This is a genomic window from Actinotalea sp., assembly GCF_041597215.1.
Taxonomy (GTDB): Bacteria; Actinomycetota; Actinomycetes; order Actinomycetales; family Cellulomonadaceae; genus Actinotalea.
Genome location: NZ_JBFHHB010000038.1, coordinates 1 through 17,486 on the forward strand (window position 1 = coordinate 1; position 17,486 = coordinate 17,486).

The following is a 17,486-nucleotide window of genomic DNA, read 5'->3' on the forward strand; positions in this document are numbered from 1 at the left end:
ACTCCCGGCCGAATCTTTGAAAGACTGGCGGTATGAGCAGCGACACCCGGCCGTACGTGGCCTTCCAGGCGGGAAGCGAGCTACCCGTCGTGAAGGACGAACTCCGGCGGGCGATCATCGCCGAACGGGAGTCCCGATCACCCCATGAGCGCGAGCTCGCGGCAGCCGACTTCGCGCAGGTCGTCGGGGACATCCCCGTCGTCCGCGCGGCCGCGTGCGTCGCGGCATATGCCGCACGCGCCGCCGAACCGGCAACGACCCCGCTCCTGGACCGGCTGGCCCAGCGCGGGGCGACGGTGCTGCTCCCGGTGCTCGGGACCGGCCTGCAGCGGCAGTGGGCGCACCTGACCACGACGGAGGAGCTCGCGGTCAGGGCTCCGGGACGTCCGCCCGAGCCGCCCGGCCCCGCCATGGGGGCAGAGGCGCTCGCCGAGGCCGACGTCGTGCTCGTCCCCGCGCTCGCGGTGGACTCCTCCGGGGCCCGTCTCGGTCACGGGGGCGGCTGGTACGACCGCGTGCTCGAGCACGTCCGGCCCGGCGTGCCGGTGATCGCGATGGTCTTCCCCTCGGAGATCTACGACGCCGAGACGCACCCCCTCCCGCAGGAGCTCCACGACCGGCACGTCGACGCCGTCGCGACGACCTCCGGGTGGCGCGCCCTGGGCGAGGCCGCGGCCCAGCGCTGAGACCACGGACGGCCGGGCGGCCGGACGGTGGGAGGATGGCACGAGACGCACCACTTCCTGGAGGACCCGACCGTGCCCACCTACTCCTACGCGTGCACCGACTGCGGACACCGTTTCGACGCCCAGCAGGCGTTCACCGACGACGCGCTGACGAGCTGCCCCGAGTGCGGCGGCCGGCTGCGGAAGATGTTCGGGAACGTGGGCGTGGTGTTCAAGGGCTCCGGCTTCTACCGGACGGATGCGCGAGCCGAGGGCAAGCGCACCGGTGCACGAGGCTCCTCGAGCAGCTCGTCGGCGTCGACGGCCGGCGAGTCGTCGAGCGGCCCGTCCAGCGAGGGGAAGGCCTCGTCGAACGGCGACTCCTCGTCGACCTCCGGCTCCGGCGCCTCGAGCACGTCCGGGGCCGGCTCGTCGAGCACCACGAGCACGCCGTCGACCACGAGCTCCGCCACCCCCGCCGGCTGACCACTCGTCCCGAGGCCGGGACGCCGACGGCTCGTCCCCAGCGGGCGATGGCCGGATCCGCCACGGAGCGGCGCGCCGCCTAGCGTGCAGCGGGTGCCTCGACTCCTCCCCCTGCGCCGGGCGGCATGGCGCTCACGCCGCGTGCTCCGTGCCGCCCTGCTGGTCACGGCGGTGGGCATCGGGGTCCGCCTCGCCCTCCCGCCGGGCGAGGCACTCGTCCCGGTCGCCGTCGCCGCGCGCGACGTCCCCGCCGGCGCGGCCCTCACCTCCGAGGACGTGCGCCTCGTGAGCCTCCCGGCCCGAGGTGTGCCGCAGGGGACTGCGCGGTCCGCCGGTCCGGTCATCGGTCAGCGGGCGGCGATCGACCTGCCCGCCGGGTTCGTGCTCGTGCCCGCAGCACTCACCTCCGGGCGCTTCGGTGCCGAGCCGCCGCCCGGGACGGTCGTCGTGCCGGTCTCGCTCGACGGGGCCGACGCCATGCGGGTCGGCGACACGATCGAGCTCGTCCCGGGATCCGACTGCCCGACCGAGCAGGGGCCCTGGTCGGTCACGGCCCTGGTCGTCGGTCCGATGTCCGACCCTGCCGACAGCACCACGCCCTCGGGGACGACCGGTGGGCTCGGGCTGGGCGGCGCGACCGCGCTCGTGGGTGGGACCGATCTCGGAAGGACCCTCGTGGCCGTCGAGCCGGAGAGCGGGCGAAAGATCGCCGCACTCGCCCCGAGCTGTCGCTTCGGCGCGGCGATCATGCCATGATCCATGGCCGCGGGGCCCGCCTCGCTCGCCCGAACGGAACCCGATCGCCCCCGACCCGTCCTGGAGGACTCCGTGCTCGCTGGCTTCAAGACCTTCATCATGCGTGGGAACGTCATCGACCTCGCCGTCGGCATCGTCATCGGCGCCGCATTCGGTGCTGTCGTCACCGCGTTCGTCGAGAACATCATCAACCCGCTGATCGCCGGGATCTTCGGTCAGCCCGACCTCACTCGCGTCCTCGCGTGGACGATCAGCGAGGCGCAGGGCGACGTCCCGGCGAACATCCTGTCGATCGGCGCCTTCCTCGGCGCGGTCCTCAACTTCCTGATCGTCGCAGCGGCGATCTACTTCGCCGTCGTGCTCCCGCTCAACACCCTCGCCGAGCGTCGCAAGGCCACGGAGGTCGCCGAGCCGGAGGCTCCGGCCGCCGATGTCGCGCTGCTCACCGAGATCCGCGACCTGCTGGCAGCGCCCCGGTCCTGATCCGCCGGCGGCTCGGACCTCACCAGTGCGGGGGCACCTCGCGCAGGAATCGCTCGTCGTCCGACCCCGACGGCTGCTCGCCCCAACCCACGTCGAGGTCGTCGGGGCTCGGTCCGTTCGTCCGGGGCTCGGGGCCGGGCGGGACCGTGCCGCCCACGGCGCGCCGATGGCGACGGCGGCGCGGCCGCTCGGTCTCCTGCCCCTCGTCGGCAGCGGCCCCTTCGTCCGCGGGCGTCCCGCCGGGCCGGGCCGCGTCCACCGGCTCCGTCGCGTCCTGGCTCGGTTCCGGCGATGCCTGCCCGGTCCGGGGTTCCCGGCTCACCGGGATCGACGCACCGCAGCGGTGAGGGTCGCGTCGATCCGCGAGCCGCGGCGGCGAAGACCCAGCTCGGCGCGCAGGGCCTCGACGAGCGCCTCGTCGTCCTTGTCGCTCCCGTCGCCCCGGAGCCAGGCCACCAGGTCGTCGAGCTCGTCGTCGCTGTAGGCACCGATCGGGAGGCCGGGCCGCACGTCCGGCCGACGCAGGACGCGGCCCTCCGGCGCCGTCGCGAGCTCCACTGCCGCGTGGTCGTGGCGCACGACGGCCGGGTCACCCACGGGGTCGCCGACCTCCTGGCCACCGTCGGACGCGACGGTCGTCGCCGATCCAGGAACCGGCGCAGCGCTCGTCCCGTCCACCTCCGGAACGGGAAGACCGTCGGCCAGGTCGGGGCCGTCCTCCTCGTCCTCGAGCCGAGCAGGCGCCTGGACCACCTCGACGGGACGACGTCGCAGCCGCTCGGCAGAGGCCTCGAGCACGGCGGCGCAGACCGCGTCCGCCTCGCCCTGCGGGTCGAGGAACGCCGCCGTGGACCAGATGTGGATGACGGTCCACCCGAGGGCCTCGAGGCGTTCCGCGACCTGTCGGTCCCGCACGCGCACGCTGGGTTCGCCGACGTAGGCCTCGTCGTCCGTCAGCACGGCGACGAGCATCTCCCCTGGCACGTCGGGATGCCCGACGACCAGCGGGATGCGAGGACCGCCGTCGACGCCGTGGTCCAGCTGCACCACGAGGCCCGTCCGCCACAACCGCTCGGCCAGGTCGAGGATCAACCGGTCGTGACCCGAGTAGGACTCGGGAGAGGGCCGTCCGCCCTGCTCCCGCGGCCGGGGAGACCCGAGGAGCCGCAGGAGGTCGGCGAGCAGTCGCGGACCCGGCACGGTCAGGCGGTGCTCGTCGAGGTCGTCGGCGGTGAAGCAGCTCACGACGGTCAGCCGGTGCCGGGTCGCGCCGAGAGTCTGGAGCAGCCTCGCCCGGCCACCCTCCGCGCCCAGGGCGCCGAACCTGTGCAGCACGCGCCCGTGAGGCGTGCGGCCGAAGCCGACCGTGAGGATCACCGCGTCGCGGCTCAGGCCCTCCGCCCCGGTCACGTCGGCCACGACGAACGGCTCGGGACGCTCGGCGGAGAAGAACTCCTCGAGCGCGGGGTTGTCGCGGACCTGGGCCAGCACGGCCTCCCTGACCCGATCCGCGTGCAGGGTCGAGACGCTCACGACGGCGAGGGACTCCTCCGGCCGGGCGAGCGCATGCTCCACGACGAGGTCGACGACGTGATCGACCTCCGCTCGGGTCGCCTCCACGGTCCCCGACGGGCCCGGCATGCCCGTCCCGTCCACGACGTCGAGCCGGAGCAGCGACTCGGCCGTCGGCAGCGGCGTCGCGGTGACGTGCTTCGCGTAGCCGTGCGTGGCGAGGAAGGCCGTCAGGTGCGGGTCGCGCCGCGAGGCCGCGACCTGGAGACCGACGACCGGAAGGACCTCGGTGAGCTGGGCGAGCGCCGTCCCCGACGCGCAGCGGGTGTCGCCGACGACGAGCACCTGGCGACCCCGAGCGATCGCGCCGACGACGGTCTCCATCGGCAGGTGTGCCGTGGCGTCGAGGATCACGAGGTCCTCGGTGCGCGTGGGCGGGAGGACGTGCGGGACGAGCATCGGCCCGACCACCAGGCAGGGGCGCAGGTGCCGGGCGACGTCCGGGTAGCGCTCCACGGCGTGCCGGAGGCTCGTGAACCTGTCCTCGACGATCTCGCCGAACAGCGCCTCGGTGTGCACGCTCGACTCCAGCAGCCGCAGCCGCACGGCCTCGCGGGAGCTGGCCCGGTACACCGATGCGCGGTCGGCCAGGTAGCGCCGGTCCAGGGCCCGGAACTCGGCCGTGAGCCGGGCGAGCGCGGCACCGTCGTACCCGGCCATGCCCGGGTCCTGGCGGAGGATCTCCTCGAAGACGGCGCTCCACCAGGAGAGCTCCAGCTCGACCGCCACCAGACCGGCCGGGACGCGACGGGCCGTGAGGTCGTCGAGGAGCGCACCCAGTCCCCGCTTGCGCAGGTCGCGCAGCAGAGCGGTGCGCTCGGGCAGCGCCACGAGCGCCGCCTGCTCGAGGCGCAGACGCCGGAGCCGGTCGAGGAGCTGGGTCCAGCTCAGCCGGACGAGGTCGCCACCTGCCGCAGTGGTCGCGAGCGCCTCGGACAGCGCCTCGAGGTCGGCCCGGACCACGGCGAAGGACTGCTCGATGCGGGCGAGTCCTTCCGGGATCCGGGGCCAGCCACCGGCAGGGCAGTGCGCCCGCCACACCTCGCGCTGGGCCTGCACCTCGACGAGGGCCGTGTGCAGGTCGGCGACCGGGCGGCCCGGGCGCACCATGTCCTTGGCCTGGCGGCGCAGTCGGCGGCGCACGCGGCCCGGCATGTCGATCCCGTGCTCGGCACGCCAGGCCGGGGTGGCCGTCGCTGCGACGAGGTCGGCCGCGGAGCGTTCGAAGACGATCGGCTGGAAGATGTCGAGCGCACCGCGCACGCCCGCGAGCATCTCGAGCTGCTCGGCCCACTGCGCCGGCGTCTCGGACCGGGTGAGCCCGGTCGCCTCGGCGACCTCGGCGGTCTGACGCTGGAGCAACGGGATGCTCTCGAGCAGGCGGGCCACGCGCTCCACCGCCGCATGGGCACGTTCCGGGGTGAGGATCTCCGCCCCGAACCAGGAGGTCGTGGCGGTGCTCTCGGTGAACGCACCGAGCCCGGCGACCGTGACGAGGTCGGCTGCCGCCTGGGCGCGTCGCTCGGCGGTGAGCGATGCCGCCACGGCCACCGGCAGCCGGACCGTGGTCCGGGGCGCCGGTCGGGCGGCGGTGAGCTTGGCGAGGGCCTGCAGGGCGTCGTGCGCCGAGCACTCCCACGGCTCACGGCGGGCGTGCAGCGCATCGACGTAGCGGTGCAGACGCTCGCGCCGGTCGAGCAGCTCGCGCTGCACGATCCCGATCTTCTCGGCGTCGACGCGGAAGGAGTCGCCCGTCATCGCGCCGAGAAGTCGCTGTCCCGCCTCGGCCCGCCAGCCGGATCCCGGTGCGACGTCGAGGACGAGCTCCGAGAGCCCGAGCTCGTCGAGCCGACCGGTGAGGGCCTCGGCCGCCCTGCGGTGTCCCGCCACGTACAGCACCGTGCGACCGCTGGCAGCGGCGTCGGCGACGACGGCCGCGAGGGTTCCCGCGACATCCGCCCCGGCAGGGGCGTCGAGCAGGAGGTGGTGCCCCGCGGCGATGACGTCGAGCACATGGGCCTGCGCCGGGTCGAGGTCCCCCACGCCGCGCTCCTGGTCGAGCGGGCGGTCCCCGGTCAGCTGGGCAGGAAGGGGACGGGTCAAGGCCTCGGCCGCGCGATGGTCGCCCGCGACGGCGGCGACGACCTCGTGCTCGCGCAGGACGGGTGCCAGGGCGTCCAGGTCGTCGACGAGGACCTGCTCGGGATGGACGAAGGTGCCGATGACGACCCGGTCGACGAGCTCGAACCCGTCCAGCACCGCCGCTCCGAGGGCGCCGAGCCGGTCGACCGCCGGACGAGGGTCGAAGCCCGATGCGGTGAACGCCCCCCTGGCGAGGGCAGCGGGATCGAGCAGCGCCCCTCGCCGGCGCAGCGCCGCCGCGAGCAGCGGGTTGATCTCGAGAGAGGGCTCGAGGACGAGGTCGTAGTCCGCCTCGCCACGTCCGCGCGCGGTGATGGACACGGGGCGCAGGAGCACCGGCCCGTGCATCCGACGCACCGGGTCGGCGGGCTGGGCGCCCTCCTCGTCGGCCGCGACGGCAGCGTCGGCGGTACGGGACGGGACGGTGTCCTCGTCGAACCCCGGGTCGGTGTCGTCGTCGTCGACCCAGGAGGCGATGCCGATGGCGAGGAACGCGGAGGCGAGCCCGAAGCGCACGGCATGGTCCTCGGCCTGGGCGCCGACGGCACGCGCCCGGCGCTTGGCCTGGACGAGCGCGGAGCCCTCCCGCACGAGGTTGCTCAGCCGCGTGGGCCGGCCGGCGAAGAGCTGGGCGATCCCCGAGGGGTGCGCGGCCGAGAGGTCGAGCTGGGCCTCGCCGAGCCGGGCGACGTCGCTCAGCGCCGAGGCACCCGAGCGGGTGACCAGGGCCGCCCGCCACTGCTCGGTCGCGCCGTCGACGAGGTCTCGGGTGGTGGCGACGGGGACGGCGACGGGACCGTCGGGCCTGGCCTCGTCGGGTCCCGGGCCGGGAAGGGGCTCAGGAATCACACCAGCACGCTAACCGCAGGCCGCCGTGCCGGCCGGTCAACGCGCCGCAGGAGCGCCCGGTGGAGCCCCGGGGAGGGCCAGAGGGGTCACGCGGCCGGACTCGCACGGTCGGGGACGGCCCTGTCGCTGCGCGCCGCGAGGGCGGGAAACGGCGATGGCCCGCCGGGCGCTGAGCACCGACGGGCCACCGAAGCTGAGGACGGTGCGCACCGCGCAGGGGGCAGGCGATGCGCACCGTCTGAGACAAGTGTGTCCTCGCGGGAGGCCTCACGTCAAACTGACGGGGCGGGCCGGATGATTGCGCTCACATGGCTCCGACCTGCGGTCCTTGATCGGATCCGGGGGTGCCGTCGAGCCCTCGCCGCGGCCCGCGGCACCGCCGGACCGTGGGTCCGTGGCAGCCTCGGACCGGGCGCCGGTACCGGCACCGGAACCCTTCAGCCCCCGCGCCGTCCTGCCGATGGACATGCATGGCGAGAGAGTCGGCCGACCGGCGGCCGAGCGAGTTCTGGCGGCACCATCTCCGCTCGGGCCAGGTGATCTCCGCCGTGGTGCCCGTCGCGGTCGCGGTCCGCACGGCTGTGCGCCCGGACGCCCCGCACCCGACGGCGATCTACGTGATCTGCGCGACGGTGCTGCTGCTCACCCCGCTGACGCGGCTGACCCCGATCGACCGCCTGGTCTCCCGCAACCGCGTCCAGCGCGTCTTCTACTCCTGGGAGGTCCTGGGGATCGCGTTGCTCACCGCGGTGGTCGTCCTCGACGGCGGCGCCAGCAGTCCCTTCCGGGCCTTTCTCTTCGTTCTCGTCGCCCATGCGGCCCTCGCGTTCCCTCCGTCCGGCACCCTCGCCATGGGGGCGCTCGGCGTTCTCGCGTACGCACTGGTGGGCGCACTGGGACCCGCTCACGAGGCGGACAGCACGACGATCGTCGCCGGCGCCCTCGCCCTGACGACGGTGGTCTGCGCGACCGCGAGCCACAACTACCTCGCCCTGCACGAGCAGGTCCGCGCCGTGGCCGCCCGGGCCACAGCGCTCGCCGACGAGGACGGCCTCACCGGTTGCCTCAACCACCGGGCATTCCACGAGAAGGTCTCCGCCGCGACCACCGCAGGCCCGCCGGACCTGCCGATCAGCGTCCTCGTGCTCGACGTCGACCACTTCAAGTCGATCAACGACGAGCACGGCCACCCGGTCGGGGACGAGGTCCTCGCCCGGCTCGGCCAGGCCGTGCGGGCGGCCTGCCGCGCCGAGGACACCCCTGGCCGGATCGGCGGGGACGAGTTCGCGCTGCTCCTGGTCGGGGCGGACGAGTCAGGCGCCGCCGCCGCACGCGAACGCCTTCAGCGCCTCGTCGGCGATGGACGGCTCCCGCACGGAGCCACCGTCACGATCGGCACGGCCTCCGGACCGGCAGGGACGCCTGCGCGGACCCTGATGGCCCGCGCCGACGCCGAGCTGTACGCGGCGCGGCGGCGCGCCCGCATCTGAGCCGGTACCCCTAGCCCTTCGGCTCGACCGCGAGGGCGCCCATGATCGGCTGCAGGGCCATCCACCACTGGTCGAAGGGTCGGTTGAACCGCATGTCGACGAGGTCGGGCATCGTCTTGAGCGGAACCGTGCCGACCTTGCCGTCCACGAGACCGACGAAGCCCCATTCGCGCTTGCCCGCGTCGATCTGCCCCGAGAGCCAGTCGACGCAGTAGGCGGCGAGCCGGGTGGCCTGCACGCGGTCGAAGGGCGTCGGGTTGCCCCCCTGCTGGAGGTGACCGAGCACCATCGGCCGGACGTCGAACGCGCCTCCGGACTCCTCGGTGAACAGCTGGCACATGAAGTCGGTCGTGTACCCCTCGCTGACGGCCTCGTTCCGGATCGCCAGGTGGAACCGGCGCCCACCAGCGAAGCTCGCGGTCATCTCGTCGACGTCGGCCGAGAGGTCGGCGAGGGTGACGCCCTGCTCGTGCAGGTACACCCGCTCGGCGCCGACCGACATCGCGCCGACGAGCGCGAGGTAGCCGCAGTAGCGACCCATCACCTCGACGACGAAGCACCGCCTCGCGGCCATGGCGGACTGCTTGAGCCGATCGACGGCACTGGTGATCTCGCACAGCGCGGTGTCGGCACCGATGGACACCTCCCAGCCGGGGAGATTGTTGTCGATGGTCGCCGGGAGGCAGATGACCGGGATCCGGAAGCCGGGGTAGCGATCGCGCTCCTGGAGCATCCGATAGGTCGACTCGTAGGCGCGGTGACCACCGATGACCAGCAGGGCGTCGATCTCGTGGTTCTCCAGCGCGCGGCTGATGGCGTAGTAGTCCTCGACGCTCGGCATCGCGCGGCTCGTGCCGAGCTCCGCGCCGCCGATCCCCACCCAGCCCTCGACGTCGCCCCAGGTGAGCTCCTCCACCTGGCCGTCGATGAGCCCCTGGAAGCTGCCGCGCACACCCAGCATGGTGTGGCCGTTGGAGATGCCGAACCGGACGGCTGCCCGCACGGCGGTGTTCATCCCCGGTGCGAGCCCGCCCGCGTGGAGGATCGCGATCCGCGATCCCGACCCCGTCTGGGTGGGGGCGACCCTGGCGATGCCGCGGAAGACACGGACCATCTCGGAGAACGAGGCTCCACGCCCGGCCATCGCCGCCTCGTACTCCCCGGCGTCGACCAGGCGGGAGATCTCCTTGGTGGCCTTGACGGCCGCCATCAGCGGGCTGCGGTGCACCCGGTTGTTGCGCACCCCGATGAGCTGGGGCTCGTGGTCGGGCCCGGCGTTGACCACCTCGAGCGCCGCCGCGTGCCCGACCACCGTGGGCATCCAGCGGTCGTACGCGCTGGGCGTCCCACCACGCTGGACGTGCCCGAGGATCGTGACCCGGGTGTCCTCACCGAGCCGGTCCTGCAGGAGGTTCTGCACGTCCTGACTGCTGATCGGGTTGCCGGCGCGGTCCCGCGCCCCCTCGGCCACCACGACGATGCTGTCCCGGCGCCCTGCCGCGCGGCCGGCGCGCAACCGGTCGCACATCTCGTCCTCCCAGCCCTCCCCTGGCGGGTACTCCGGGATGAGCGCGTAGTCGGCGCCGCCGGCGATCGCGCTCATCAGCGCGAGGTACCCGCAGTGCCGGCCCATGACCTCGACGACGAAGGAGCGCTGGTGGCTCGCCGCGGTGCTGGACAGGGCGTCGATCGCCTCGAGGATGCGGTGCAGGGCCGAGTCGGCGCCGACCGTCATGTCCGTGCCGACCATGTCGTTGTCGATCGAGCCGACCACACCGGCGATGATCAGGTGCCCGTGCCGAGCGGACTGCTCCGCGGTGATCTCCCCCCGCTCGACGAGCTCGGCCAGCAGTCCCGGCCACTCGCTGCGGAAGAGATCGGTCCCGGTCAGCGAGCCGTCGCCGCCGATGACGACCATCCGGTCGATACCGTGCTCGATCATGTTGCGGGCGGCCTTGAGTCGTCCCTCGCGTCCGCGGAAGTCGGTCGAGCGTGCCGTGCCGATGACCGTTCCGCCGCGGTGCAGGATCGAGCCGACCGAACCCCAGTCGAACTGGACGATCCGGTCGCCACCGTCGACCAGGCCCTGAAGGCCCTCGTAGACCGCGTAGACGTCGGCGCCTGCACCGATCGCGGTCCGGACCACCGCGCGGACCACGGCGTTCATGCCCTGGGCGTCGCCGCCAGAGGTGAGGACGGCGACGGCGGTACGGGCTGTGCTCGGGTCGTTCTCGCTGCTCACGCTCACGCTCATCTCTCGAATCAGGGCAGGGCTCACAGGAGCCTACGGGTACTGCCCGTCGTCCTTGCAGGCCCATCGTCGCGGTGGGCCGTCCGGGTGGTGGGCGGCGAGTCGATCGTCGGCCCGACGACGCTCGTCCCCCGCCTCGCCGGCCGCGTCACGCGGGCCGCGTCACTCGGACGCGCAACGCCGCGCCCTCCCGCTGCGCGGCCCGCCGTGCGACGATCGACAGCGACAGTCCGCTCTGAGCAACGGCACGACCCGCCAGTCCGTCGAGGGACGAGAGGCAGATGGCCCGCCACGACTCGATCGACGCCGTGATCACCGAGATGGACCGGGTGATCGACCGCAGCATCGACACGGCCGACGCCCGGGGATGGTTCGCGATCGTCTACCGCGCCGTCACCGACCGGGTCCGCACCGGCCTGGAGGCCGGGCAGTTCGACGACGTCGAGCGAATGGAGCGGTTCGACGTCCGGTTCGCGCGGTACTGGCTCGACGCGCACTCCGCCTGGGACCGGGCCGAGCCGGTGAGCGCCTCCTGGGCCGTCTCCTTCGAGGCCGCACGGCGCCCAGGGCTGATCCTCCAGCACCTGCTGCTGGGCATGAACGCCCACATCAACCTCGACCTCGGCGTGGCGGCGGCCGCCACCTGCCCCGGTCCGGCGGTGGCGGACCTCAGGGACGACTTCGAGCGCATCAACGACGTCCTCGCGGAGCTCGTGGACCAGATGCAGCTCGCCATCGCTGACGTCTCCCCCCTGACCCGCTCACTCGACGCCGTCGGGCTGCGGTTCGACGAGGCACTCACCTGCTTCTCGCTGGAACATGCGCGTCGACGCTCCTGGGAGTTCGCCGCCGACCTCGCGGCAGCGGTCGGCGACGCCGGGACCCGGGACCCGGGGGGCGCCGCGGCCATGATCGCGTCCAGGGACGAGGCGGTCGCACGCAACGGCGCCCGGATCGCGGATCCCGGTCGACCGCTGCGCTGGCTGCTTCCCCTCGCGCGGCACCGGGAGCGCGCCGACCTCGCCGGCGTCGCCGAGTCCTTGTGCGGACGCGGCGCCGCCCTCGCCTGATGCGCACCGCTCAGGTGGTGACCGCCGCGGCCTCCACCGTCGCCGAGATGTCGTCGTGCGCGGCCGGCCGACCGTAGACGTACCCCTGGGCCAGGTCGCAGCCCATCTCCCGCAGCGCGTCACCGACCTCCTCCGTCTCGACCCCCTCTGCCACCACCCGCAGCGAGAGCCGATGAGCGAGGTCGACGACGGCGTGCACGAGGGAGCGGTCCTGCGCGGAGGAGAGCAGGTCGATGACGAAACCCCGGTCGATCTTGATCTCGTCGACCGGTAGCCGCTTGAGATAGCTCATGGAGGAGTAGCCGGTGCCGAAGTCGTCGATCGAGAGACGCACACCGAGCGCCTTGAGCTCGTCGAGTGCCACGATCGCGCGCTCGGGGTCGTCGACCAGCGTCTCCTCGGTGATCTCCAGGCACAGCAGGCCCGGAGGGACCCGGTGCTGGGCGAGCAGACGCCGCACCCGGGTCACCAGGTTGGGGCCCACCAGCGCCCGCGGGGAGAGGTTGACGCTCATCCGGAGCGCGGCGCCGTCCGCGACGAGCCCGCCGAGGACGCCCAGTGCCTTGTCCAGGACGTGGTCGGTCAGCCCGTGGATGAGCGAGGTCTCCTCCGCGACCTGGATGAAGGTCGCGGGCGGGATCGGACCGCGATCCGGGTGCGTCCACCGCAGCAGGGCCTCGAAGCCCTCGACCCTCCCGTCGGCCAGGTCGACGATCGGCTGGTAGTGCACGTCGAGCTGCTCGGGATCGGCGAGGGCACGGCGCAGGTCGCCCAGCACGGCCAGGTGCCCGGAGGTCACCTCGTCCTGGATGTCGCGGTAGCCGACGATCCCTGCGCGCGCGCTCTTGGCCCGGTACATCGCCATGTCCGCGTGCTGGACGAGCGTCTCGACGTCCGCGCCGTCGTCCGGGGTGCAGGCGATGCCGATGCTCACCTCGAGGTCGAGGGTGAGCTCCCCGACGCAGAAGGGCGCGTGCAGTGCCGCACGCAGTCGACGGGCGAGATCGCCGAGGGCCGACTCGCTCAGCCGCCCGGCCGCGACGACGACGAACTCGTCGCCGCCGACCCGGGCGCACAGGTCGTCCGGGCCGAGCAGCCCGCTGATCCGCTCGGCGACCTGTGAGAGGAGCGCGTCGCCCGTCGCACGGCCGAGCACGTCGTTGACCGGCTTGAACCGGTCGAGATCGAGGTACAGCACCCCGACCCGCCCGCCCTGCAGGGCCTGCTCGGCGAGCATGCGTCGCCCGCGGTCCCCCAGCAGGGTCCTGTTCGGGAGCCCGGTGAGGTCGTCATGGCCCGCCTGGTGGGCGAGCCGGTCGTCGACGCCTCTGTCCTCCTCGTAGCGGGCGGCGTTCGCTAGCGCCACGCTCGCCTGGGTGGCCAGGAGGGCGAGCCCGTCGGCGTCCCAGTCGACGACCGGTGACGGGCGACGGGCGGCCAGCAGGGCACCGACCGCCCCCTCGGTGGTGACTGCCGCGACCACGAGGGTCTGGTCCGTGCGCAGCTCGACCGGGCAGTCCTCACCCTCGAGGGTCGCCCAGCCGGTGTCCTGGGTCGCGGCCGCCAGCCGGTCGAACCACGAGGAGTCCAAGGGGTGCGCAGCACCCCCGCGGTCACCCGAGGCACCGAGGACTCCCGCGCGGGTCCAGACCTGCACCTCGAAGAAGCCCATCCGCTCGGCCGCCCGCCTGACCTCACGGATCACCGTGGCGACCTCGAGCTCCGACATGAGCCGCGCCGCGGTCGCGACGGCACGCAGCTGGTCCGCCTCGGCCTGGCGGGCAGCGGTCGTCGCGATCTGCTGCTGCAGGCGACGGCTCATCCCCGCGAGGATCAGCGCCATGATCCCGACGATGCCGAGCCGGTAGGTCACCGAGTCGATCGTCAGGCCATCTGCCGACCACAGCGACTGCGCCAGCCACCTCACGCCGACGTAGCCGACCGCCACGGCCGCATAGGTGCCGATGGCGCGCCGGGGCCAGCCGCGGAGGGCGGCCTCGGCGACGGGGAACATCATCAGCGTCCACAGGGCGCTGCTCGCGTCGAAGGCGAAGACCGCGATGAAGAGGAGCACCGCGACGGAGTCACCGCCCAGCCCGACGAGCCGTCGCGTCTCGCCCGCCACGCGGGCGAGAGGGCCGAACCGCGTCACCAGGTCGGTCGCGGCGAGCACAGCCGCGGGGAGCAGGCCCCACCACACGGAGTGCGGAAGCGCCACGCCCGGGGGTGGCACGAAGAGGACGATCTGCAGGACGGCGAGCGCCACCCCTGCCCACCGCGCACGGGACACGACGTGGTCGGCCGAGGCCCGCCCGACCTCGGTCGCCTCCCTGCCACCTCCCCATGCCTGTGCGTTCTGCTCGCCCATCATCTGCTCCCCCCGGCTGATGCCGTCGTCTCCCTGTTCATCGGACGTGAGGGCGCCGGCTTGAGCCGAGGGAATCACCGAGGTCCGGGGCCGGGTTCCCCTCACGTCGACGGGCCACCCGGCCCCGACGGAAGGAGAGGCCGATGAGCACCACCACCTCGACCACAGCGGCCGACGGGGTGACGGACGCCCTCGAGGCAGCCCGGTGGCCGATGGTCGGGGACGACAAGGGCCACGCGAGCCTCCGTTCCCTGCTCGGGGACGGGTACCAGATCCTCACGTCCTGATCATGGACGACCCTGTGCTCGGCTCGCGTCCCGCCCCACTCGCGACCGCGACCCCGACCCCGCCGACCAGCGTGGTGCACCGGCGCCGCGGACCGATCGCGGCGCTGGCAGTCACCGCCCTGCTGCTGGCCGGCTGTGCCGGGAGAGCGCAGGGGCCCGCCCCTGCGTCCCCGTCGGGATCGGCCCTGTCGGGGTCGGCCGTCGTCCTCGAACCGATGGTCTCCGGGCCGCGCGAGGACGTCCCCTCGGCCCTGGACGATCCGGCGGACCCGGCCCTGCCCACGCCGGCCGTCGACCCGGCACGGATCCTGGCCGGCGGGCCGCCGCCCGACGGCATCCCGGCGATCGACGAGCCGCGATTCCTGCCGGCGGCCGGCGTGGACTGGCTCGGCGCGGACGAGGCCGTGATCGCCCTCGACCTCGACGGGCACCAGCGGGCCTACCCCGTGCAGATCCTGCACTGGCACGAGATCGTCAACGACACGGTGGGTGGCCGGCCGGTCGCCGTGACGTACTGCCCGCTGTGCAACACGGCGCTGGCGTTCGATCGTCAGGCAGCGGGCCGGGTGCTCGACTTCGGGACCTCGGGGAGCCTGTACCTCTCCGCCCTGGTCATGTACGACCGGCAGACGCAGTCCCTGTGGTCCCAGGTCGAGCGCTCCGCCATCGCGGGGACGTTGACCGGGACCGAGCTCGAGCTCATCCCGGTCACCATGCTGCGGTGGGCGGACTGGCTCGCCGCCGCTCCCGAGGGCTGGGTGCTGTCCCGGGAGACGGGTGCCCAGCGTCCCTACGGGACCAACCCCTACGTCGGGTACGACGACATCGACAACACGGACACCTTCCTGGACGAGGCCGTCGATACGCAGTTCGCCGCGAAGCTCCGGGTGGTCGTCTTCCCGGGGGCGGCGGACCCGGTGGCGGTGCTCGCCGGGGACCTCGCCGCGCTCGGCGTCGCGGAGATCCTGGTGGACGGCTCGCCCGTCATCCTCTTCTCCGCACCGGGACTCGCGTCGGCGCTGGACGTCGCCGACGTGGCCGACGGCGCACCCGTCACGGCGACAGGGGCCTTCAGACCGGAGGTGGACGGCCGGGTCCTCACCTTCACCACGCTCATCGGCGGAGAGCCCGGTGTCGGGCCGGCCGCGGGCGCAGCGGTCGCACGGGACGAGCAGACCGGCTCCGACTGGGACCTGCTCGGGCGAGCGGTCGACGGGCCGCTGGCCGGCGCGCGGCTCACCGCCGTACCGCATGTGAACACCTTCTGGTTCGCGCAGGCGGCGTTCCGGCCGGACACCGAGGTGCTGCGGCTCCAGCCCTGAGCGCGCGGTGGATTCAGCGGTACTCGGGGTTCGGGTGGTCGAAGCGTTCTCCCGCGTCCCAGGCGCTGCGCTGGTTCCCGTGGGCGGGGAAGCCGCCGCCGCGCTTGAGCATCGCCGCCAGGTGCATGAGGTTCCAGCTCATGAAGGTCGTGTTGCGCTGCGTGAAGTCGTTCTCCGGACCGCCCGACCCGGGGTCGAGGTACGACGGGCCGGGGCCCACCGCACCGATCCAGCCCGCGTCGGCCTGGGGCGGGATCGCGTAGCCGAGGTGCTGGAGGGAGTACAGGACGTTCATCGCCACATGCTTGACGCCGTCCTCGTTCCCGGTCACGAGCACCCCGCCGGTCCGGCCGTAGAACCGGTACTGGCCCACGTCGTTCAGCTCGCCGGACAGGGCGTACAACCGCTCGATCACGCGGGTGCACACGCTCGACTTGTCGCCGAGCCAGATCGGGGTGCCGAGGACGAGGATGTCGGCGTCGAGCACCCGCCTGGCGAGCGCCGGCCAGTCGTCGCGCGCGGCCCCGCGCTCGGTCATGTCGGGGTACACGCCGGGGGCGATCTCATGGTCCACTGCGCGGATCTCGTCGACCTCGACGCCCTGGGCGCGCATGATCGCCGCGCTGACGTCCATCAGGCCTTGCGTGTGGGAGAGCTCGGGTGAGGGCTTGAGCGTGCAGTTGACGAAGACGGCCCGCAGGTCGGCGAAGGCGTGATCGGTCATCGGGGCGCTCCTGGGTGACGGTCCGGTGGTCATCGGCTCGGCCCGGAGAGGCCGGCGGCGAAGGTCCGGAGCCGGGTGACGGCGTCCTCGTCCACCGGGGGAGACGCCGTCGTCGCGATTGCCGTCTTGATCGCGAGGTAGGTGCTCGCCTCCAGCCCGCATCGACGGCAGGCCTCGAGGTGCTCCGCGACGCGGCGCGCCGACGGCGGCTCGAGCTCACCGTCGAGGTACGCCTGGAGCACCCTGGCCACGTGGTGGCACTCGGACCGGGTGAGTCGCATCATCACATCCCCCTCTCCGTGAGGCGCGGGGCGAGCCCCTCCTCGTCGAGCCGTTCCCTGATCCGCCGCCGTGCGCGGTGGAGGCGGCTCATCACCGTGCCGCGAGGCACGCCGAGGCGGTCGGCCGCGTCCTGGTAGCTCAGCCCGTCGAGGTCGACGAGCCGGATCACCTCACGGTGCTTCTGGGGCAGCGAGGCGAGCGCATCGGCGACGGCGTCGTCGAACAGCTCGTCGACGACGACGTCCTCGGCTGCGGGTGAGGCCACCCCTGCCCGGTCGAGGGCGGCAGTCACCCCGTCCCCGTCCTTGAGCAGGACGGGGCTGCGCACCCGCACCCGGTTCAGGTGGGTACGACGCAGGATCGTGAGCAACCACGCTCGTGGGTGCGCACCGTCGAACCGTCCGATCGCCCGGTACGCGCGGATCAACGTGTCCTGCACGAGGTCCTCGGCGTCCGCCGAGTGACGGGTGAGCGAGAGCGCGACCCGGTACAGCACGGGGATCTCCGGCACGACGTACTCGTCGAACGGCGACGAGGATGCGCGCGGGGCGGGCTGGCTCACGGGTGGGGAACCCGCCCGGCGCGGCGAGGATTCCCTCTCGCGGCACCGGCCGCGCGCCTCATCCGGTGATGTAGGCCGTGAGCTGGTCGCGCTCCGCCTGGAGCTCTGCCAGCCGGTGCTTGACCATGTCCCCGATGCTCACGATCCCGTGCAGCTCACCGTCCACGAGGATCGGCA

At 73.4% G+C, this 17,486-nt stretch carries 15 protein-coding genes; 8 read left to right on the forward strand and 7 right to left on the reverse strand.

Annotated features, from left to right (window positions below; genetic code table 11):
- The first annotated feature begins 32 nt into the window (after window positions 1–32).
- From ABWK99_RS04615 to mscL, 4 genes are all read left to right on the forward strand, one after another.
- Window positions 33–686 carry a 5-formyltetrahydrofolate cyclo-ligase gene (locus ABWK99_RS04615; RefSeq protein ID WP_372593524.1) on the forward strand — a complete coding sequence of 218 codons (654 nt, stop codon included), beginning with the start codon at window positions 33–35 and terminating at the stop codon, window positions 684–686.
- 72 nt (window positions 687–758) lie between these two features.
- On the forward strand, window positions 759–1,151 hold the full coding sequence (locus ABWK99_RS04620) for an FmdB family zinc ribbon protein (protein WP_372593525.1): 393 nt from the start codon (window positions 759–761) through the stop codon (window positions 1,149–1,151).
- Window positions 1,152–1,244: 93 nt separating this feature from the next.
- The gene (locus ABWK99_RS04625; protein ID WP_372593526.1) at window positions 1,245–1,907 is read left to right on the forward strand and encodes an SAF domain-containing protein; all 663 of its coding nucleotides are present in this window, start codon (window positions 1,245–1,247) and stop codon (window positions 1,905–1,907) included.
- Between the two features lie 72 nt (window positions 1,908–1,979).
- Window positions 1,980–2,390, forward strand: a complete 411-nt coding sequence (gene mscL / locus ABWK99_RS04630; protein WP_372593527.1) for a large conductance mechanosensitive channel protein MscL — start codon at window positions 1,980–1,982, stop codon at window positions 2,388–2,390.
- A gap of 19 nt (window positions 2,391–2,409) precedes the next feature.
- Here mscL and ABWK99_RS04635 read toward each other — a convergent pair whose 3' ends face one another.
- Window positions 2,410–2,712: a hypothetical protein gene (locus tag ABWK99_RS04635; RefSeq protein ID WP_372593528.1), complete on the reverse strand. Its 303-nt coding sequence runs from the start codon at window positions 2,710–2,712 to the stop codon at window positions 2,410–2,412.
- Window positions 2,709–6,953 carry a hypothetical protein gene (locus ABWK99_RS04640; RefSeq protein WP_372593529.1) on the reverse strand — a complete coding sequence of 1,415 codons (4,245 nt, stop codon included), beginning with the start codon at window positions 6,951–6,953 and terminating at the stop codon, window positions 2,709–2,711. Before ABWK99_RS04640 ends, ABWK99_RS04635 begins: the two co-directional genes overlap by 4 nt.
- Window positions 6,954–7,423: 470 nt before the next feature.
- On the opposite strand from ABWK99_RS04640, the gene ABWK99_RS04645 reads away from it, so the two are divergent.
- Entirely contained in the window at window positions 7,424–8,443 is a 1,020-nt protein-coding gene (locus ABWK99_RS04645) for a GGDEF domain-containing protein (RefSeq protein ID WP_372593530.1), read from the forward strand.
- A 10-nt stretch (window positions 8,444–8,453) separates the two neighbouring features.
- Here ABWK99_RS04645 and ABWK99_RS04650 read toward each other — a convergent pair whose 3' ends face one another.
- A complete protein-coding gene (locus tag ABWK99_RS04650) occupies window positions 8,454–10,685 on the reverse strand; it encodes a 6-phosphofructokinase (RefSeq protein WP_372593531.1) in 2,232 nt (743 codons plus the stop codon).
- 290 nt (window positions 10,686–10,975) lie between these two features.
- Between ABWK99_RS04650 and ABWK99_RS04655 the strand changes: the two genes are divergently transcribed.
- Window positions 10,976–11,764 (forward strand): DUF5995 family protein, encoded by a 789-nt coding sequence (locus ABWK99_RS04655; protein WP_372593532.1) that lies wholly within the window; start codon window positions 10,976–10,978, stop codon window positions 11,762–11,764.
- Between the two features lie 10 nt (window positions 11,765–11,774).
- On the opposite strand, the gene ABWK99_RS04660 is transcribed toward ABWK99_RS04655, so the two are convergent.
- Entirely contained in the window at window positions 11,775–14,132 is a 2,358-nt protein-coding gene (locus tag ABWK99_RS04660; protein WP_372593533.1) for a putative bifunctional diguanylate cyclase/phosphodiesterase, read from the reverse strand.
- A 143-nt stretch (window positions 14,133–14,275) separates the two neighbouring features.
- Here ABWK99_RS04660 and ABWK99_RS04665 point away from each other — a divergent pair, with 143 nt between their 5' ends.
- Both ABWK99_RS04665 and ABWK99_RS04670 read left to right on the forward strand, forming a co-directional pair.
- Window positions 14,276–14,419: a hypothetical protein gene (locus ABWK99_RS04665; protein ID WP_372593534.1), complete on the forward strand. Its 144-nt coding sequence runs from the start codon at window positions 14,276–14,278 to the stop codon at window positions 14,417–14,419.
- A gap of 2 nt (window positions 14,420–14,421) precedes the next feature.
- On the forward strand, window positions 14,422–15,741 hold the full coding sequence (locus ABWK99_RS04670; protein ID WP_372593535.1) for a DUF3179 domain-containing protein: 1,320 nt from the start codon (window positions 14,422–14,424) through the stop codon (window positions 15,739–15,741).
- A 13-nt stretch (window positions 15,742–15,754) separates the two neighbouring features.
- Here ABWK99_RS04670 and ABWK99_RS04675 read toward each other — a convergent pair whose 3' ends face one another.
- From ABWK99_RS04675 to ABWK99_RS04685, 3 genes are read right to left on the reverse strand one after another with little or no spacing between them, the layout of a single operon-like run.
- Complete coding sequence (locus tag ABWK99_RS04675) at window positions 15,755–16,465, reverse strand: flavodoxin family protein (protein ID WP_372593536.1); 711 nt, start codon at window positions 16,463–16,465, stop codon at window positions 15,755–15,757.
- A gap of 29 nt (window positions 16,466–16,494) precedes the next feature.
- The gene (locus ABWK99_RS04680; protein ID WP_372593537.1) at window positions 16,495–16,749 is read right to left on the reverse strand and encodes an anti-sigma factor; all 255 of its coding nucleotides are present in this window, start codon (window positions 16,747–16,749) and stop codon (window positions 16,495–16,497) included.
- The gene (locus tag ABWK99_RS04685) at window positions 16,749–17,309 is read right to left on the reverse strand and encodes an RNA polymerase sigma factor (RefSeq protein WP_372593538.1); all 561 of its coding nucleotides are present in this window, start codon (window positions 17,307–17,309) and stop codon (window positions 16,749–16,751) included. Before ABWK99_RS04685 ends, ABWK99_RS04680 begins: the two co-directional genes overlap by 1 nt.
- Window positions 17,310–17,486: the final 177 nt, after the last annotated feature.